This is a genomic window from Pseudomonas sp. zbq_18 (assembly GCF_043102245.1).
Classification (GTDB): domain Bacteria; phylum Pseudomonadota; class Gammaproteobacteria; order Pseudomonadales; family Pseudomonadaceae; genus Aquipseudomonas.
Window position 1 is genome coordinate 135,124 of record NZ_JBICIT010000013.1, and the last position, 17,493, is coordinate 152,616.

The 17,493-nt window shown below is 62.3% G+C and carries 17 protein-coding genes; 13 read left to right on the plus strand and 4 right to left on the minus strand.

Annotated features, from left to right (window positions below; translation table 11 throughout):
- Positions 1 to 256: 256 nt before the first annotated feature.
- Positions 257 to 1,924 carry an energy-dependent translational throttle protein EttA gene (gene ettA / locus ACF8C6_RS10210; RefSeq protein WP_392499169.1) on the plus strand — a complete coding sequence of 556 codons (1,668 nt, stop codon included), beginning with the start codon at positions 257 to 259 and terminating at the stop codon, positions 1,922 to 1,924.
- A gap of 309 nt (positions 1,925 to 2,233) precedes the next feature.
- Here ettA and ACF8C6_RS10215 read toward each other — a convergent pair whose 3' ends face one another.
- Positions 2,234 to 4,075, minus strand: coding sequence for a DUF4105 domain-containing protein (locus tag ACF8C6_RS10215; RefSeq protein WP_392499170.1), 1,842 nt, complete (start codon positions 4,073 to 4,075; stop codon positions 2,234 to 2,236).
- Between the two features lie 137 nt (positions 4,076 to 4,212).
- Here ACF8C6_RS10215 and ACF8C6_RS10220 point away from each other — a divergent pair, with 137 nt between their 5' ends.
- The 5 genes from ACF8C6_RS10220 (at position 4,213) to ACF8C6_RS10240 (ending at position 8,987) form a co-directional block, all read left to right on the plus strand.
- Complete coding sequence (locus ACF8C6_RS10220) at positions 4,213 to 4,536, plus strand: TraR/DksA family transcriptional regulator (RefSeq protein ID WP_392499171.1); 324 nt, start codon at positions 4,213 to 4,215, stop codon at positions 4,534 to 4,536.
- Between the two features lie 84 nt (positions 4,537 to 4,620).
- Entirely contained in the window at positions 4,621 to 7,074 is a 2,454-nt protein-coding gene (locus tag ACF8C6_RS10225) for a Lon protease family protein (RefSeq protein WP_392499172.1), read from the plus strand.
- A 165-nt stretch (positions 7,075 to 7,239) separates the two neighbouring features.
- Positions 7,240 to 7,581 carry a hypothetical protein gene (locus ACF8C6_RS10230; protein WP_392499173.1) on the plus strand — a complete coding sequence of 114 codons (342 nt, stop codon included), beginning with the start codon at positions 7,240 to 7,242 and terminating at the stop codon, positions 7,579 to 7,581.
- Positions 7,582 to 7,762: 181 nt separating this feature from the next.
- Positions 7,763 to 8,257: a TIGR00645 family protein gene (locus ACF8C6_RS10235; protein WP_277690548.1), complete on the plus strand. Its 495-nt coding sequence runs from the start codon at positions 7,763 to 7,765 to the stop codon at positions 8,255 to 8,257.
- 112 nt (positions 8,258 to 8,369) lie between these two features.
- The gene (locus tag ACF8C6_RS10240; protein ID WP_392499174.1) at positions 8,370 to 8,987 is read left to right on the plus strand and encodes an FKBP-type peptidyl-prolyl cis-trans isomerase; all 618 of its coding nucleotides are present in this window, start codon (positions 8,370 to 8,372) and stop codon (positions 8,985 to 8,987) included.
- A gap of 160 nt (positions 8,988 to 9,147) precedes the next feature.
- Here ACF8C6_RS10240 and ACF8C6_RS10245 read toward each other — a convergent pair whose 3' ends face one another.
- Complete coding sequence (locus tag ACF8C6_RS10245) at positions 9,148 to 9,390, minus strand: hypothetical protein (protein ID WP_392499175.1); 243 nt, start codon at positions 9,388 to 9,390, stop codon at positions 9,148 to 9,150.
- Positions 9,391 to 9,523: 133 nt separating this feature from the next.
- On the minus strand, positions 9,524 to 10,492 hold the full coding sequence (locus tag ACF8C6_RS10250) for a polyprenyl synthetase family protein (protein WP_392499176.1): 969 nt from the start codon (positions 10,490 to 10,492) through the stop codon (positions 9,524 to 9,526).
- A 306-nt stretch (positions 10,493 to 10,798) separates the two neighbouring features.
- Here ACF8C6_RS10250 and rplU point away from each other — a divergent pair, with 306 nt between their 5' ends.
- From rplU to ACF8C6_RS10275, 5 genes are all read left to right on the plus strand, one after another.
- Positions 10,799 to 11,110, plus strand: coding sequence for a 50S ribosomal protein L21 (gene rplU / locus ACF8C6_RS10255; protein WP_277690544.1), 312 nt, complete (start codon positions 10,799 to 10,801; stop codon positions 11,108 to 11,110).
- A gap of 23 nt (positions 11,111 to 11,133) precedes the next feature.
- Positions 11,134 to 11,391 (plus strand): 50S ribosomal protein L27, encoded by a 258-nt coding sequence (gene rpmA / locus ACF8C6_RS10260; RefSeq protein ID WP_043308927.1) that lies wholly within the window; start codon positions 11,134 to 11,136, stop codon positions 11,389 to 11,391.
- A 105-nt stretch (positions 11,392 to 11,496) separates the two neighbouring features.
- Positions 11,497 to 12,720 carry an Obg family GTPase CgtA gene (cgtA, locus tag ACF8C6_RS10265; protein ID WP_392499177.1) on the plus strand — a complete coding sequence of 408 codons (1,224 nt, stop codon included), beginning with the start codon at positions 11,497 to 11,499 and terminating at the stop codon, positions 12,718 to 12,720.
- A gap of 66 nt (positions 12,721 to 12,786) precedes the next feature.
- On the plus strand, positions 12,787 to 13,905 hold the full coding sequence (gene proB, locus ACF8C6_RS10270; protein WP_392499178.1) for a glutamate 5-kinase: 1,119 nt from the start codon (positions 12,787 to 12,789) through the stop codon (positions 13,903 to 13,905).
- A 10-nt stretch (positions 13,906 to 13,915) separates the two neighbouring features.
- Positions 13,916 to 14,374 (plus strand): CreA family protein, encoded by a 459-nt coding sequence (locus ACF8C6_RS10275; protein ID WP_392499179.1) that lies wholly within the window; start codon positions 13,916 to 13,918, stop codon positions 14,372 to 14,374.
- A 94-nt stretch (positions 14,375 to 14,468) separates the two neighbouring features.
- Here the strand turns inward: ACF8C6_RS10275 and rpsT are convergent, their stop codons facing one another.
- Positions 14,469 to 14,741 (minus strand): 30S ribosomal protein S20, encoded by a 273-nt coding sequence (gene rpsT, locus ACF8C6_RS10280; RefSeq protein WP_277690540.1) that lies wholly within the window; start codon positions 14,739 to 14,741, stop codon positions 14,469 to 14,471.
- Positions 14,742 to 14,923: 182 nt separating this feature from the next.
- Here rpsT and murJ point away from each other — a divergent pair, with 182 nt between their 5' ends.
- Together murJ and ribF are read left to right on the plus strand one after the other, a co-directional pair.
- Positions 14,924 to 16,468, plus strand: a complete 1,545-nt coding sequence (murJ, locus tag ACF8C6_RS10285; protein WP_392499180.1) for a murein biosynthesis integral membrane protein MurJ — start codon at positions 14,924 to 14,926, stop codon at positions 16,466 to 16,468.
- Between the two features lie 76 nt (positions 16,469 to 16,544).
- Positions 16,545 to 17,483 carry a bifunctional riboflavin kinase/FAD synthetase gene (ribF, locus tag ACF8C6_RS10290; RefSeq protein WP_392499181.1) on the plus strand — a complete coding sequence of 313 codons (939 nt, stop codon included), beginning with the start codon at positions 16,545 to 16,547 and terminating at the stop codon, positions 17,481 to 17,483.
- Positions 17,484 to 17,493: the final 10 nt, after the last annotated feature.

Consider the following 17,493-nt stretch of genomic DNA (forward strand, 5'->3'; position numbering starts at 1 on the left):
CGACGCAGCGATCCCGGTAGGGGGTGTCCGTGCAGATTGTCCGGCTCCAGCTCCACGCCAAGCTCGACGCGGCGGTCGCGCACCATGTACGTCGGCCTCACCACCTTCTAAGCTCATTCGGCTGTATCCCGCGGGCGGCGCCTGAGGCAAACTTGCGCACCGCAGCGAGCAGCTTCAGCCGTGACTGACTGCTTCCCCCCAAACGGCCCATGATCCAAGGCCGTGCGTTTCATTTTCACTTTTAAAGAGGTGCTCCTTGGCCCAATACGTCTACACCATGCATCGGCTCGGCAAGGTCGTGCCGCCGAAGCGGGAAATCCTCAAGAACATCTCCCTGTCGTTCTTCCCGGGCGCCAAGATCGGCGTGCTCGGCCTGAACGGCGCGGGTAAATCCACCCTGCTGCGCATCATGGCCGGCGTCGACACCGAGTTCGACGGCGAAGCTCGCGCCATGCCCGGCATCAACGTCGGCTACCTGCCGCAGGAACCGCAGCTCGACCCGAGCAAGACCGTGCGTGAAGTGGTCGAGGAAGCGGTGAGCCAGATCAAGGATGCCCAGGCGCGTCTGGATCAGGTCTACGCCGCCTACGCCGAGCCGGACGCCGACTTCGACGCCCTGGCCGCCGAGCAGGCCAAGCTGGAGGCCATCCTGCAGGCTGCCGACGGCCACAACCTGGAGCGTCAGCTGGAAGTGGCCGCCGACGCTCTGCGCCTGCCCGCGTGGGAGGCCAAGGTCGAGCACCTGTCTGGTGGCGAGAAGCGCCGCGTAGCGCTGTGCCGCCTGCTGCTGTCGGCGCCGGACATGCTGCTGCTGGACGAACCGACCAACCACCTGGACGCCGATTCGGTGGCCTGGCTGGAGCGCTTCCTGCACGACTTCCCGGGTACCGTGGTGGCGATCACCCACGACCGTTACTTCCTCGACAACGTCGCCGGCTGGATCCTCGAACTCGACCGCGGCGCCGGTATTCCGTACGAAGGCAACTACTCCGGCTGGCTTGAAGCCAAGTCGGATCGTCTGGCCCAGGAATCCAAGCAGCAGTCGGCCCATGAAAAGGCCATGAAGGAAGAGCTGGAGTGGGTGCGCAAAGGTGCCAAGGCTCGTCAGGCCAAGTCCAAGGCGCGTCTGCAGCGCTTCGAGGAAATGCAGTCGCAGGAATTCCAGAAGCGCGCCGAGACCAATGAGATCTATATCCCGGCCGGCCAGCGCCTGGGCGACAAGGTCATCGAGTTCAAGAACGTCACCAAGGGTTATGGCGATCGCGTGCTGATCGACGATCTGTCGTTCAGCATCCCGAAAGGCGCCATCGTCGGCGTGATTGGTGGTAACGGCGCCGGTAAGTCGACCCTGTTCCGCATGATCATGGGCAAGGAACAGCCGGATGCCGGCGTCATCGAGATCGGCGATACCGTGCAGCTGGCCTGCGTGGACCAGAGCCGCGACGATCTGGACGGCAGCAAGACCGTGTGGGAAGCCGTGTCCGACGGCCTCGACATGATCAAGATCGGCAACTATGAAGTGCCCTCGCGCGGCTACGTCGGGCGCTTCAACTTCAAGGGCGGTGACCAGCAGAAGTTCGTCAAGGACCTCTCCGGGGGTGAGCGTGGCCGTCTGCACCTGGCCCTGACCCTGAAGCAGGGCGCCAACGTGCTGCTGCTCGACGAACCGTCCAACGACCTCGACGTGGAAACCCTGCGCTCGCTGGAAGAAGCGCTGCTGGACTTCCCCGGCGCCGCCATCGTGATCTCCCACGACCGTTGGTTCCTCGACCGCGTGGCGACGCACATCCTGGCGTACGAGGACGACTCGCACATCGAGTTCTTCGAAGGCAACTACACCGAGTACGAAGCCGACCGCAAGAAGCGCCTGGGCGATGCCGCCGCGCAGCCGCACCGCGTGCGTTACAAGAAGCTGGCGCAGTAATTACGATCTGCTGCGCGTCGGCCAGGCGTCGTTGGAACAGGGCCTGGCTCTAGCTCGCAAGATCGCAACATGACGTCAGTGACAAAGAAACGGGGCCTGCGGGCCCCGTTTTTATGGCTACGCCCCAGACAGGCATTGCAGGTAGGTTGGCGTTGAGCGTAGCGAAGCCCAACGAAGCCTCGCAGAGTACGGCACCGATTGTTGGGCTTCGGCGCACAGCGCCTCAACCTGCGCGGCCCGACCCAACCTACACGTATGGGGCTAGCAACACGCTATTGGGACATAGCGTTTTTATCGGCTGGAGAAGGCTCAGTAGTAGTACCAGCGCAGTTGCAGCATCACTTCGTTGTCGGTATCGCCGACTTTGCTGAAGTCGCGAGCAGCGCTCAGGCGCAGGCCGAGGTTGCGCGACATTTCCCATTGCTGAGTCAGTGCCAGGCGCCGGCGTACCTCGCCGTTGTTAAAGTAATCGCCCTTGGCCTCCAGCGTCAGGTTGCCCAGGCCGTTGCGCCACAGCAGGCCGCTGTCGAAGCCCATGGCCGGGGCCAGGTAGGGGGCGAAGTCGGAGTTGTGCTCGACTCGGGCGGTGGCCAGGGCATAGGCCAGCGTGTCTTCGCCCAGCTGCCAGGTGCCACCGGCGCCGCCACTGAGGTGGCCGACCAGGGTTTCGTCTCCGTCTGCACCTGGTACCCGTTGCAGGCCACCGCCGACCTGCCAGCTCCAGGGCTGCAGCAGGGCGTTGCGTGGGGTCAGGGAGCGGATGGTGGCGAGGTTTAGCTCCTGCAGCTGCCAGTGATTCTCCTCGTACTGGCGCAGTTTGAGGCCGAGAATCTCGATCTGCGCGCCCAATGGGAAACCGCTGAGGTTGTCGTTGAGATCGTGGTAAGCCATGCGCAGGCCATACTCGGCGAAGGCACGATCACCACGGCTGCCGGCGCCGAGTTGCCAGGTGCGCGACTCATGGCCCTCTTCCGGCAGGTCCGGGCGTTCGGTCTGCAGTGCTGGCGGCGGGTTCTGGTTGATTGCGCGCAGCAGTTGGTAACTGCGTTGGGCACTGCTCTCATCACGACCCAGGCCGTGCACCTGATAGCGCAGCAGGCGGAAGGCTGCATCCTGTACCAGGGCGCGGCGCTCGGCAGGCAGGGCGAGGAATTCGGGATCGCTCAGGCGCCCGTCATCGGCAGCCAGTCTCTTGACCCACTCCAGCTCGTTGGCGTCCAGTGGTTTGGCGCGGGCCATCAGCTCCTTTTCCCGCGAGGGACGGTAGTCGATGCGCTGCACCATGCCGGCATCCTTGACCGCGCGCACGGTGTCGGCGGGGATGGCGGTGATGGGGAATTCGTCGGTCAGTTCGAGACCGGGGCGGGCGACTTCCAGCAGTTCCAGCAGGCGGTAGGAGCAGTTTTCATCGAAGAAGAAGTAGTCGAACTGGATCTGCTTCAGCTCCCACAGGTGTTCGACCATGCGCCCGGTTTCCTCGGCCGTGAGGTCGAGACGGTATTCCCACAGGTCGCGGTTTTCCAGGCGGCTGTACTCGGCCATCTTTTCGCGATAGGGCAGCAGGGCGAACAGTCCCGGGTAGCCGCCCATCAGGCCTTTCCAGGCGTAGAGGATGCTGTTGTCGGCGCCCTCGATAAAGGCACCGAAGTTCACCGCGTAGCTGAGCATGGCGGTGTTGTCGCTATCGATATCGGCCTGGTCGATGCGCAGCAGGGTGTGGCCGAACATCGAAGAAGGGCTGTTCAGGTAGGCGGCCGGGAACACCAGCACGGTGCTGTGCGGCTTGATGTCGCCGTACCAGGCGCGAAACTCGCTGCACTCGACCTGGGGCAAGTCGTGCAGGTTCAGGCGCTCGCGCAACCAGCGGGTGCGCGCGGGGAATACGCATTGCGGGTGTTTGTCGCCCAGGCTTGGCGAGGCATAGAGCGCGTCGCGGGTGGCCAGCAGCTCGGCCTGCGGGTCGTGTTCGCCACCGGCGGCGAGAAAGAAGTCACGGTCGTCGACATAGCTGCGCCAGCCGCCGAGCGTGCCGCGCTCGTAGTGACCGAGGGAAATCCAGTAGGGGTCGTTGGCCAGTTGGGCCAGGTCGGCCGCGTTGGCGTACAGGGGGGCGGCCAGGCACAGGGCCAGCCAGGGCAACTTCCGTTTCAAGCGTGACGCCTTCTTCCGGGGCTTTGCTGGAGCTTTTTGCAGGCTCGGCGGGCGCCTGTCAAGCAAGCTGCTGATCGTGGTCAATGCAAGTGCGTGCGCAGCGTCCACACTGAAACGAAACAAACCGGAGGTGTGCCATGAGTTTTGATCCCGGACCCGCGCTGGAGCTGCTGTTCGATGAGTACAGTCAGCGTGCCAGAGCCATTCGCCACGATCTGGGCCTGCCGCATAACGCTGATTTCGCCGAGCAGGCGCAGGAGCGGCAGAACGATGAAGTGCTGCAGGCGCTGTTGGCGGAAGCCGAGGCGGGGCTGCGTCAGGTTGGCCTGGCGCGGCAGCGTTTGGCCGCGGGCCGCTACGGACTTTGCCTGCGCTGCGGCGAGCCTATCGAACCTGCGCGACTGCAGGCGTGGCCGGCTGCGGAGTGTTGCCTGGCCTGTGCTGAACGGAGCGAGGTGTGAGTCGGCAATGAGCCTTGCCAGGGGCGCCGGGGCGGCGCCAGAATGGCTCCATCTTGCGGCCTGCCGCTTCGACAAGGACTTCCGATGCCCGAATCCTTCGCTGCCAGCCTGCGCCTGGCGCCCGATGCTTTGACCCGTCCCTGCGCTCCCGACCAGTTCAATTTCACCACCACCGATGATCTCGAACCCTTCCGCGGCGTGCTCGGCCAGGAGCGCGCGGTGGAGGCCCTGCAATTTGGCGTGGCGATGCCGCGCCCCGGCTATAACGTCTACGTGATGGGGGAGCCGGGCACCGGCCGCTTTTCCTTCGTGCAGCGCTACCTTAAGGCCGAGGCCAAGCGTCAACCGACGCCGGTGGACTGGGTCTACGTCAACCACTTCGACGAGCCTCGCGAGCCACGTGCCCTGCAATTGCCGGCCGGTAGCGCGGCGGCCTTCATCGCCGACATTGGCCACCTGATCGACAACCTGCTGGCGACCTTCCCGGCGGTGTTCGAGACACCGACCTACCAGCAGAAGAAGAGCGCCATCGATCGCGTGTTCAACCAGCGCTACGACAAGGCCCTGGACCTGATCGAGAAGCTGGCGCTGGACAAGGAGGTCGCGCTCTACCGCGACAGCAGCAACATCGCCTTCACCCCGATGAAGGACGGCAAGGCCCTCGACGAGGCCGAGTTTTCCCAGTTGCCGGATGCCGAGCGCGAGCGTTTCCATCGCGACATCTCCGAGCTGGAGGAGCGCCTCAACGAGGAGCTGGCCAGCCTGCCGCAGTGGAAGCGTGAGAGCAGCAACCAGCTGCGCAAACTCAACGAGGAAACCATCAGCCTTGCCCTGGAGCCGTTGCTGGCGCCGCTGTCGCAGCAGTACGCGGAAAATGCCGGGGTGTGCGCCTACCTGCAGGCGGTCCAGGTCAACCTGCTGAAAACCGTGGTCGACCAGTTGCTGGACGATAAGCCGGACGCCCAGCGGCGCGAGATGCTCGAAGAACAGTACAGCCCCAGCCTGGTCGTCGGCCACCATGTCGACGGTGGCGTGCCCGTGGTGTTCGAGCCACACCCGACCTACGACAACCTGTTCGGCCGCATCGAGTACAGCACCGACCAGGGCGCGCTCTACACCAGTTATCGTCAGCTGCGCCCTGGTGCGTTGCACCGGGCCAATGGCGGCTACCTGATCGTCGAGGCGGAGAAGCTGCTGAGCGAGCCCTTCGTCTGGGACGCCCTCAAGCGTGCGCTGCATTCGCGCCAGCTGAAAATGGAGTCGCCACTGGGTGATTTCGGGCGGGTCGCTACCGTGACGCTCAGTCCGCAGATGATCGATCTGCATCTCAAGGTCATCATCATCGGCTCGCGCCAGCTGTATTACGCACTGCAGGACATGGATTCGGACTTCCAGGAGATGTTCCGTGTCCTGGTCGACTTCGACGAGGAGATTGCCGTCGGCGACGACAGCCTCGAACAGTTCGCCCAGCTGCTCAAAACCCGCACCTCGGAAGAGGGCATGGCGCCACTGACCGCTGCGGCGGTAGCGCGTCTGGCCACCTACAGCGCGCGTTTGGCCGAGCACCAGGGGCGCCTGTCAGCGCGCATCGGTGATCTGTTTCAGCTGGTCAGCGAGGCAGACTTCATTCGCCAGCTGGCCAGCGACAGCGTGACCGATGTCGGTCATATCGAGCGGGCGCTGAAGGCCAAGGCCGATCGCACTGGGCGAGTGTCGGCGCGCATCATCGACGACATGCTGGCCGGCATCATTCTGATCGACACCCAGGGCTCGGCGATCGGCAAATGCAATGGCCTGACCGTGCTGGAAGTCGGCGACTCGGCCTTTGGTGTGCCGGCGCGGATTTCCGCCACTGTCTACCCCGGTGGCAGCGGTATCGTCGATATCGAGGGCGAGGTCAGTCTCGGCCAGCCGATCCACTCCAAAGGCGTGATGATCCTCACCGGCTTCCTCGGCAGCCGTTATGCCCAGGAATTCCCTCTGGAAATCTCCGCCAGCATCGCTCTGGAGCAGTCCTACGGCTATGTCGATGGCGACAGTGCTTCGCTGGGCGAAGTCTGCACGCTGATCTCGGCGCTGGCGCGTATGCCGCTCAAGCAGTGCTTCGCCATCACCGGTTCGATCAACCAGTTCGGTGAGGTGCAGGCGATCGGCGGGGTCAACGAGAAGATCGAGGGCTTCTTCCGTCTGTGCGAGGCGCGCGGTCTCACCGGCGAGCAGGGCGTGATCATTCCGCACTCCAATGTCAGCAACCTGATGCTTGACGAGAAAGTACTGCAGGCCGTGCGTGCCGGGCAGTTCCACGTCTATGCCGTGCGCCATGTCGATGACGCACTCGGCCTGTTGCTCGGTGAGCCGGCTGGTGCTCAGGATGCCAAGGGCCAGTTTGCCAAGGGCAGTGTCAATGCGCGGGTGGTGGAACGTCTGCGCAGCATTGCCGAGCAGGGCATGGAGGAGGAAGAGAAGGACAAGGAGCCAGCCAAGGCCAAGGCAAGCAAGCCACGGGCAAAGCCGGCGCCGAAGATCGTTAAGGAGTGATCACTCGCTGACCAGCTCGGCGGCGCCTGCATGGGGCGTCGCCGCGCGCATTTCTCCCACCCATCTTCCACAGAGTTATCCACAGTCCGCGGGGATAACTTTGATCTTTTCCTCGTGCGGCGTCGGGGTGTAGTCTGAAGACCAGACCTCGCGAGGATCGTCGCCATGCCGCGCAGCCTCTGTCTTACCCGTCAGTGCCTTGGCCTGACCACCCGTATCGAGTGTGAAGTGCGCCCGCTTGCCGGTGAGCGTGGCTTGTGGACGCTGCTCTGCGCCGCCGGCATGACGGCGGCGCAACCCTCGGCGATCAAGGCGCAAGGCCCATTCCATGGGCCTTTGATGGCTGAGGAAGTGCTCGATTCGATAGCACGGTGTTTAGCTGTGCAAGGTTATGAGCCCTGTTCGGAACCCCTTATCTGGCGTCTGCATCTGCAGGCCGAGCTGCGCCGGCAGAACGGCGAGCGCAACCAGGGCATCGATAGCCGGATGTTCCGTCCGGAGAATTAAGCGCACTTTTTGCCCAACCTGTCGTGCTCCCTGTGCTGGCGGGCGACAGCGCACTTTTCTCAGGTGCTGCACACAGGTTTATCCACAGATTGCGGGGATAACATACGCCACACTTTTCGTCTTTGTCCGTCACGTTCGGCTGGGTATACTCGCCGGCGATTTTTTAACTCGGCGAGGCCTCATGGAACGCTTTATCGAAAATGCGATGTACGCAGCGCGCTGGTTGCTGGCACCCATCTATTTCGGCCTGTCGCTGGCCCTGCTTGCCCTGGCGCTGAAGTTCTTCCAGGAAGTCTTTCACATCCTGCCGCATGTCTTCGAAAAGGCCGAGGCTGACCTGATCCTCGTGCTGCTGTCGCTGATCGACATGGCGCTGGTCGGTGGCCTGCTGGTGATGGTGATGATCTCCGGCTACGAGAACTTCGTGTCTCAGCTGGATATCGATGACAGCAAGGAGAAGCTCAGCTGGTTGGGCAAGATGGACTCCGGTTCGCTGAAGATGAAGGTGGCAGCCTCGATCGTGGCGATTTCCTCCATCCATCTGCTAAAGGTCTTTATGGATGCGCAAAACATCGAGCCCGAGCATCTGAAGTGGTACGTGATTATCCATATGACCTTCGTGGTCTCGGCCTTTGCCATGGGCTATCTGGATAAGCTGACCAAGCACGATCACTGAAGCGTGCCTGCCTGATCTGCCGCCCGGTCGTTGCCAAGCGACCGGGCGGTTTCGTTTCTGGGTGTCTGTGCTAGTCTGGCCGGCCTTTTTTGACCCCTAGCGGAGCCCGGCCATGTCCGAACTGAATCTTTCCACCGACGAAGCACGCGTCAGCTACGGTATCGGCCGTCAACTGGGTGACCAGCTGCGCGACAACCCGCCACCGGGCGCCAGCCTGGAAGCCATCGTGGCGGGCCTGCGTGATGCTTTCAACAACCAGCCGAGCCAGGTTTCCCCCGAGGCGCTGAATGCCAGCTTCCGCGTGATCCGCGAAGTGATGCAGGCCGAGGCGGCTGCCAAGGCCGAGAAGGCCGCTGCCGCAGGGCGCGAGTACCTGGCTGAGAACGCCAAGCGTGACGGCGTGACTGTGCTGGAATCGGGCCTGCAGTACGAGGTGCTGGTGGCGGGCGAGGGCGCCAAGCCGTCCCGCGAGGATCACGTGCGCACCCATTACCACGGCACCCTGATCGATGGCACCGTGTTCGACAGCTCCTACGAGCGCGGCCAGCCGGCGGAATTCCCGGTCGGCGGTGTAATCGCTGGCTGGGTCGAGGCCCTGCAGCTGATGAATACCGGCAGCAAGTGGCGTCTGCACGTGCCGAGCGAGCTGGCCTATGGTGGCCAGGCTGCCGGCAGCATCCCGCCGCACAGCGTGTTGGTGTTCGACGTCGAGCTGCTCGACATCCTGTAAGAAGCGATGCCCGGGCGCTCGTCCTGAGCGCACCGGGCACCTGCTAAGGCACCCTTGCGCATGGGGCGCGGTGCCCATGCTCCGCTCCTTCCCGTATCGGTGTGATCCTGCCGAGTGGGCCGCCGCTGGTCTCGCCCGCAGTGTCGGCTGTGTACTTGGCTCAGTGCGTCTCACCCTGCGGGCGCAGCGCTCGCGCATAGCAAAACAGGAACAGGCTGCGTACCAGCTCCTTGAGTGCGCCCGGCTCGTTGGAGTTGAGGCTGGTCAGGTCGAGGTCGCCCTGGTCGCGCAGTTCGTCTATGGCCTCTTCCTCCAGCACAGCACAAACCTCGCCTGTTTCGCGGTTGAGAATGCGCAGGTAGGGCTGCGGGCGATCCAGCCAGGCGTCGATCAAATAAGTCATGGCTCATCTCCTTGTGAATTCCGGTTGAGATGAGAATAATTCTTATTATCTAAATAGCAAGCCTCAATCGTGCCTTTTGTCGGCTCATGCAAAAAGCCCGTCACAAGGACGGGCTTTTTTGTGGCGGCATGGTTCAGTGAGTGCGGGCGACGGCGAACTTGCTCAGCTCTATCAGGGCGTCACGGTGCGCATTGGGTGCCAGGCCGTCAAGGCAGGCGATGGCCTGGTCGGCATGCTCGCGGGCCAGGCGTGCGGTGTAGTCGAGCGCACCGGATGCCTGTACGGCGGCGCGGATGCTTTCCAGGTCCTCGATGCCGCCTTTCTGGATCGCGCTGCGCACCAGTGTGGCTTGCTCGGCAGTGCCTTCGCGCATGGTGTAGATCAGCGGCAGGGTCGGCTTGCCTTCGGCCAGGTCGTCGCCGACGTTCTTGCCCAGGGTGGCGGCATCACCCTGATAGTCGAGCAGGTCGTCGACCAGCTGGAAGGCAATGCCCAGGTGATCCCCGAAGCGTTGCAGGGCCTGAGTTTCGCCGTCCTTTGCGCCGGCCAGGGCGGCAGCGCTGTGGGTCGAGGCTTCGAACAGCATGGCGGTCTTGCCGCGGATGACCTCCATGTAGGTCTCTTCCGTGGTGCTGGCGTCACGTACTTTGGACAGTTGCAGCACTTCGCCCTCGGCGATCACGCGGGTGGCGCGGGAGAGAATCTGCATCACCGGCAGGGAGCCGAGTTCGACCATCATTTCGAACGAACGCGAATAGAGGAAGTCGCCGACCAGCACGCTCGGTGCATTGCCCCACTGGGCGTTGGCAGTGGCACGGCCGCGGCGCATGCCGGACATGTCGACCACATCGTCATGCAGCAGAGTAGCGGTATGCAGGAACTCGATGGTGGCGGCCAGCAGGCGCAGGTCGTCGGCCTGGTAGCCCAAGGCGCGACCGCTGAGCAGCACTAGCAGCGGGCGCAGGCGCTTGCCGCCAGCCGAGATGATGTAGTCGCCGATCTTTTCCACCAGGGGGACGCGGGATTTCAGCTGCTGGCGGATGATGCCGTCGACGGCGGCGAAATCGTCCGCTACCACGCTGTAGAAGGCCTGGGGTTGCATCGGTGAGGGGGGCTCCTGAAGCTGGGGATCTGCAGCTCTCGTCGATGAGGCTGCAGATTTTGCGGTGCGCGCCCGCAAGAATCGGGCTGCGCGGCATGCTAGGTGGCGGGCTGGGGGCTGTCAAGGCAAGGGCTGGCGGGGCTTGCGCCGGTTTAAGGCTTTCCGTACAATCGCGGCCCCTAACTTCTATGGGCACTCCCTGCCTTACGCAATTGCACGGGCGTCAGTTCCGGCCCCATGCAGCCATGCCGGCCAATAACTCTTCCTATAAAGAGTCGGGTGAGCAGGTTTAACGGAGATATATCCATGTACGCAGTAATTGTTACCGGTGGCAAGCAGTACAAAGTCGCCGAAGGTGAATTCCTCAAGGTCGAGAAGCTGGAAGTCGCCACCGGCGAATCCGTGACTTTCGACCGCGTTCTGCTGGTTGGCAGCGGCGACGACGTCAAAATCGGCGCTCCGGTTGTTGATGGTGCCAAGGTTGTCGCTGAGGTCGTTGCTCAGGGTCGTCACGACAAAGTGACCATCATCAAGTTCCGCCGCCGTAAGCACCACATGAAGCGTCAGGGCCACCGTCAGTGGTTCACCGAAATCAAGATCACTGGCATCCAGGCCTGATCCCTTTTTAGGAGATTTGACTCATGGCACACAAAAAAGCTGGCGGTAGTACTCGTAACGGCCGCGATTCCGAAAGTAAACGCCTTGGCGTGAAGATGTACGGTGGTCAGGTCATCAAGGCCGGCAACATTATCGTGCGTCAGCGCGGCACCCAGTTCCACGCTGGTTACGGCGTTGGCATGGGCAAGGACCACACCCTGTTCGCGAAAGTCGACGGTGTGATCAAGTTCGACGTAAAGGGCGAGTTCAACCGCCGTTACGTGAGCATCGTGACCGCCTAAGGTCGCGTTTGCTGAAAAAGCCCTGTCTTGCGACGGGGCTTTTTTGTTTCTGTGTATCCTGTGTTTTCTGTTCACTAACCCGCTGTCGCGGCGGGAGGCGAGCCAATGAAATTCGTCGATGAAGTTTCGATATTTGTAAAAGCCGGAGACGGCGGTAACGGCATGATGAGTTTCCGCCGGGAGAAATTCATCGAGAAGGGTGGCCCCAACGGCGGCGACGGTGGTGATGGCGGCTCCGTATTCCTGGAGGCCGATGAAAACCTCAACACTCTGATCGACTATCGCTATACCCGTCGCTTCCATGCCAAGAACGGTGAGAAGGGTGGTAGTACTGAGTGTACCGGTGCCAAGGGTGATGATTTGATCCTGCCGGTGCCGGTGGGCACCACGGTGATCGATGCGGCCACTCAGGAGGTCATCGGTGACCTGACCAAGGCCGGTCAGCGCCTGATGGTAGCGCAGGGTGGTTGGCATGGTCTGGGTAACACCCGCTTCAAGTCCAGCACCAACCGAGCGCCGCGTCAGACTACGCCGGGCAAGCCGGGCGAGCAGCGTGACCTCAAGCTGGAGCTGAAGGTGTTGGCGGACGTCGGTCTGCTGGGGTTGCCGAATGCCGGCAAGAGCACCTTCATTCGTTCGGTGTCGGCGGCCAAGCCTAAGGTGGCGGACTATCCGTTCACTACCCTGGTGCCGAATCTGGGTGTGGTCAGTGTCGGGCGTTACAAGAGCTTCGTCATCGCCGACATTCCCGGCTTGATCGAGGGGGCGTCCGAGGGCGCCGGTCTGGGTATCCGCTTCCTCAAGCACCTGGCGCGTACCCGTTTGTTGTTGCACCTCGTCGATATGGCGCCGCTGGATCAGAGTGACCCTGCCGATGCTGCTGAGATCATCATCACTGAGCTGGAGAAGTTCAGCCCGGCCCTGGCCGAGCGTGAGCGCTGGCTGGTTTTGAACAAGGCGGACCAGTTGCTCGATGATGAGCGTGAGGAGCGCATGCGTGCGGTAGTTGAGCGCCTTGACTGGAAGGGGCCGGTCTTCGTTATTTCGGCGCTGGAGCGCGAGGGCACCGAGGCGCTGGCGCAGGCCATCATGCGTTACATGGATGAGCGTGACGAACGCATGGCGGAAGAGCCGGCGTTTGCCGAGGCCATGATTGTGCTGAATCAGCGTATCGAGGATGAGGCGCGCGCCCGTCTGCAGGCGCTGGATGATAAGCGTGCCCTGCGTCGTGCTGGCTTGAAGAGCATTGACGATATTGGCGATGACGATGACTGGGATGATTTCGAGGACGATGAAGACGGTCCTGAGATCATTTACGTCAGGGATTGAGAGTAGGTATTGTGCAGCGCCGCTTTATAGCGGCGTTGTGCTGACTGGCTTGGGGTAGAGGGCATCATGCGGGACAAGGTGACCGGCGCGAAGCGCTGGGTGGTGAAGATTGGTAGTGCTCTGTTGACGGCTGACGGGCGCGGTCTCGATCGTGCTGCCATGGCGGTCTGGGTTGAGCAGATGAATGCCCTGCGGGCGGCGGGTATTGAGCTGGTGCTAGTGTCGTCTGGTGCCGTAGCTGCAGGCATGAGTCGCCTCGGCTGGCCTGTCCGGCCCAGTGCCATGCATGAATTGCAGGCGGCGGCTGCCATCGGACAGATGGTCCTGGTGCAGGCCTGGGAGTCCAGCTTCGCCGAGCATGGCAGTCATACGGCGCAGGTGCTGCTGACCCATGACGATCTGTCGGATCGCAAGCGTTACCTCAATGCCCGTAGCACCTTGCGCACCCTGGTCGATCTGGGGGTGGTGCCGGTGATCAACGAAAACGATACCGTGGTCACCGACGAGATCCGCTTTGGTGACAATGACACCTTGGCAGCGTTGGTAGCTAATCTGGTCGAGGCTGACCTGCTGGTGATTCTCACCGATCGTGATGGCATGTTCGATGCTGATCCGCGGCACAACCCCGATGCCCAGCTGATTTTCGAAGCGCGCGCAGATGATCCTTCTCTGGATGCGGTGGCGGGAGGCACTGGCGGTGCGCTGGGGCGCGGCGGTATGCAGACCAAGCTGCGTGCGGCGCGCCTGGCGGCACGCTCTGGGGCGCATACGGTCATCGTGGGTGGGCGTATTGAGCGGGTGTTGGATCGTCTCAAGGCGGGTGAGCGGCTGGGTACCCTGCTGGCGCCCGAGCGTGGTCTGCTGGCGGCGCGCAAGCAGTGGTTGGCTGGTCACCTGCAAACGCGCGGCACTCTGGTGCTGGATGCCGGTGCGGTCAAAGCGTTGACGGTGGATCGCAAGAGTCTCCTGCCGGTTGGGGTTAAAGAGGTGCGCGGTAGCTTCCGCCGTGGTGAGATGGTGGTCTGTGTGGCGCCGGACGGTCGCGAGATTGCGCGTGGTCTGGTCAATTACAGTGCGCTGGAGGCTCAGAAGATTGCAGGGCGCTCTTCCGAGTCGATCGAGAAATTGCTGGGTTATGTCGATGAGCCGGAGTTGGTGCATCGCGACAACCTGATTCTGGTCTGAGGGGGTGTCCATGCGCATCAAGCTATTGCTCGGGCTTTGCGTTCTGCTGCCGGTGTTGGTGCAGGCGGAGGAGATCGGTGAGGTCTCTACCGTGTTCAAGTGGATGGGGCCGAACGACAAGATTGTGGTTGAGGCTTTCGATGACCCTAAGGTCGACGGTGTGACCTGTTATCTTTCGCGTGCCAAGACGGGCGGCATCAAGGGCGGCCTTGGTCTGGCTGAGGATCGCGCAGAGGCATCGATTGCCTGTCGTCAGGTTGGGCCGATTCGCTTTGCGGAAAAGCTCAAGGATGGTGAGGAGGTGTTCAAGGAGCGTACGTCGCTGGTGTTCAAGACCATGCAGGTAGTGCGTTTTTTTGATGAGAAGCGCAATACCCTGGTTTATCTGGTGTACAGCGACCGCGTGATCGAGGGGAGCCCGCAGAATGCGGTGACGGCGATTCCGATCCGGCCCTGGGCGAGCCAGTAAGAAAAAGCCGGGTGTTCCCGGCTTTTTCATGTGTACAGAAGTCGCGGACAATAAAAAACCGGCCAGAAGGCCGGTTTTTCGTGAACGCTACATCTTAGGCGGCGGTAGCCATGGCCTTGATGTGACCGTTCAGGCGGCTCTTGTGACGAGCGGCCTTGTTTTTGTGGATGATGCCTTTGTCGGCCATGCGGTCGATCACGGGGACAGCCAGGGTGTAGGCGGTTTGAGCCTTTTCCAGGTCCTTGGCGTCGATGGCCTTGACCACGTTTTTGATGTAGGTACGGACCATGGAGCGCAGGCTGGCGTTATGGCTACGACGCTTCTCAGCCTGTTTGGCGCGTTTTTTGGCAGAAGGTGTATTGGCCACCGTCAAGCTCCTTGAAAAGAAGGGGGTTGCAAACAAATAAGGCCGCGAATTATTCCGATGCCTGGCGCATCTGTCAAGCCTGTAAGCGTTTTGCCAAGCTGGCCTGACCAGCGGTGGCTGGTTACACTCCAGGCTCTAATTCGCCGGGGCCCCGCGCCGGCATTGCCGATCTCCGAGGCTCCATGAATTTGCTCAAATCCCTGGCCGCTGTCAGCTCTCTGACCATGCTTTCGCGCGTGCTGGGTTTCGTTCGCGACACCATCATTGCTCGAACCTTTGGTGCTGGCGCGGCCTCCGACGCCTTCGTCGTTGCTTTCAAGTTGCCCAATTTATTGCGCCGTATTTTTGCCGAGGGCGCATTTTCCCAGGCCTTTGTGCCGATTCTGGCCGAATACAAGGCTCAGCAGGGCGAGGAGGCGGCGCGTACCTTCCTCGCCTACGTGGCGGGCCTGCTGACGCTGGTGCTGGCGCTGATCACGCTGCTGGGGATTCTTGCGGCACCCTGGATCGTCTGGGTCAGTGCTCCTGGGTTTGCTGACGAGCCCGAACGGTTTGCGCTGACTACCGATCTGTTGCGGGTGACCTTTCCTTATATATTGCTGATCTCGCTGTCATCGCTGGTTGGCGCGGTGCTCAATACCTGGAATCGCTTCTCGGTGCCGGCCTTCGTCCCGACGTTGCTGAATGTCAGCATGATCGTGTTCTCGGTCTGGTTTGCGCCTTATTTCGATCCGCCGATCATGGCGCTGGGCTGGGCAGTGCTGGTGGGAGGGCTGGCGCAGTTCCTCTGGCAGCTGCCGGCGCTAAAGCAGATCGGCATGCTGGTGTTGCCGCGCCTGAGTCTGTGCGATACCGGTGTATGGCGGGTGCTTAAACAAATGGGGCCGGCGATCTTTGGGGTGTCGGTCAGCCAGATCTCGTTGATCATCAACACCATCTTCGCCTCATTCCTGGTGGCTGGCTCAGTATCCTGGATGTACTACGCAGACCGCCTCATGGAGTTGCCCTCTGGCGTGCTCGGTGTGGCGCTGGGCACCATCCTGTTGCCGGTATTGGCCAAGACTTACGCCAGCGCCGACCGTGAGGAGTATTCGCGGCTGCTCGACTGGGGGTTGCGCTTGTGCATTCTGCTGGTGCTGCCCTGTACGCTGGCGCTGGCAATCCTGGCTGAACCCCTGATCGTTTCGCTCTTTCAGTACGGCAAGTTCACTGCACATGATTCGGCGATGACCCAGCAGGCGCTGGTGGCCTACTCGATTGGCCTGCTGGCGCTGATTCTGGTGAAGATTCTGGCGCCGGGTTTCTATGCCCAGCAGAACATCAAGACGCCGGTACGCATTGCCATCGTCAGCCTGTTGGCCACTCAGGCGATGAATGCGCTGTTTGTGTTTGGTCTGGATCTGAAGCATGCCGGGCTGGCCCTGGCCATCAGTCTGGCGGCCTGTCTGAATGCGGGCTTGCTCTACTGGCAGCTGCGTAGCCGGCGTATGTATCAGCCGCAGCCGGGCTGGCTGTTGTTCCTGCTCAAGGTGGTCGTGGCGGTGGTGGTGATGGTCGCCGTGCTTCTGGCGCTGCTGTCTGTCATGCCGGCCTGGGGGCAGGGCGATATGTGGGTGCGCCTGTTGCGTCTGGGGGGGGTGGTGTTGGCCGGTTTACTGAGCTATTTCGCCATGCTCGCGCTGCTCGGCTTTCGCCCGCGCGACTTCGCGCGGCGGGCGGTGGGTTGATGGCGGACGTGCTGCCTGTCCCCGTTGGCTGCCTGTGCGTATAATCGGCGACTTTGTTGTAAGCAAGTAGCATGCTATGCAGCTGGTTCGAGGCCTTCACAATCTACGCCCATTCAGCCAAGGCTGCGTTGCCACCATCGGTAATTTCGATGGCGTGCATCGCGGCCATCAGGCCATTCTGGCGCGCCTGCGCGAGCGCGCCATTGAGCTGGGTGTGCCGAGCTGCGTGGTGATCTTCGAGCCGCAGCCGCGCGAGTTTTTCGGCCCGGATACTGCGCTGGCGCGGCTGACCCGCTTGCGCGAAAAACTGGAGCTGCTGGCCAGCGAGGGCGTCGATTTCGTCCTGTGTCTGGCCTTCAATCGCCGTCTGCGCGAGCTGTCGGCCGACGAGTTCGTGCGTCAGGTGCTGGTTGAGGGGCTGCGTATCCAGCACTTGGAGGTGGGTGATGATTTCCGCTTCGGTGCAGGGCGTGGCGGTGACTTCGACTTTCTGGTGCAAGCCGGCGCCCAGCAGGGCTTCAGTGTCGAGGCGGCCCTGACCGTCGGGCTGGATGGCGAGCGCATCAGCAGTACTCGTGTGCGCCAGGCTCTACAGGCCGGCCAGCTGGAACTGGCCGAGCGCCTGCTGGGGCGACCCTATGCCCTGGCGGGTCGCGTGTTGCACGGCCAGAAGCTGGCGCGCCAGTTGGGTACGCCGACGGCCAACGTGCAGCTCAAGCGGCGCAAGCCGCCGCTGCAGGGCGTGTTTCTGGTCAGTGTGCTGCACCAAGGGCAGCGTCTGCATGGCGTGGCCAATATCGGCCAACGCCCGACTGTAGAGGGAGACGGCAGCCCGCACCTGGAAGTGCATCTGCTGGAATACGCTGGTGACCTGTATGGCCAGCGCCTGACGGTGGAATTCCACCACAAGCTGCGTGACGAGCAGCGTTTCGCCTCTCTGGAGGCGCTGAAGATGGCGATCGACGCGGATGTCGCCGCCGCCCGGGCCTACTGGCTTGGCCAACCGCTTGACTGATCGAAGAGCC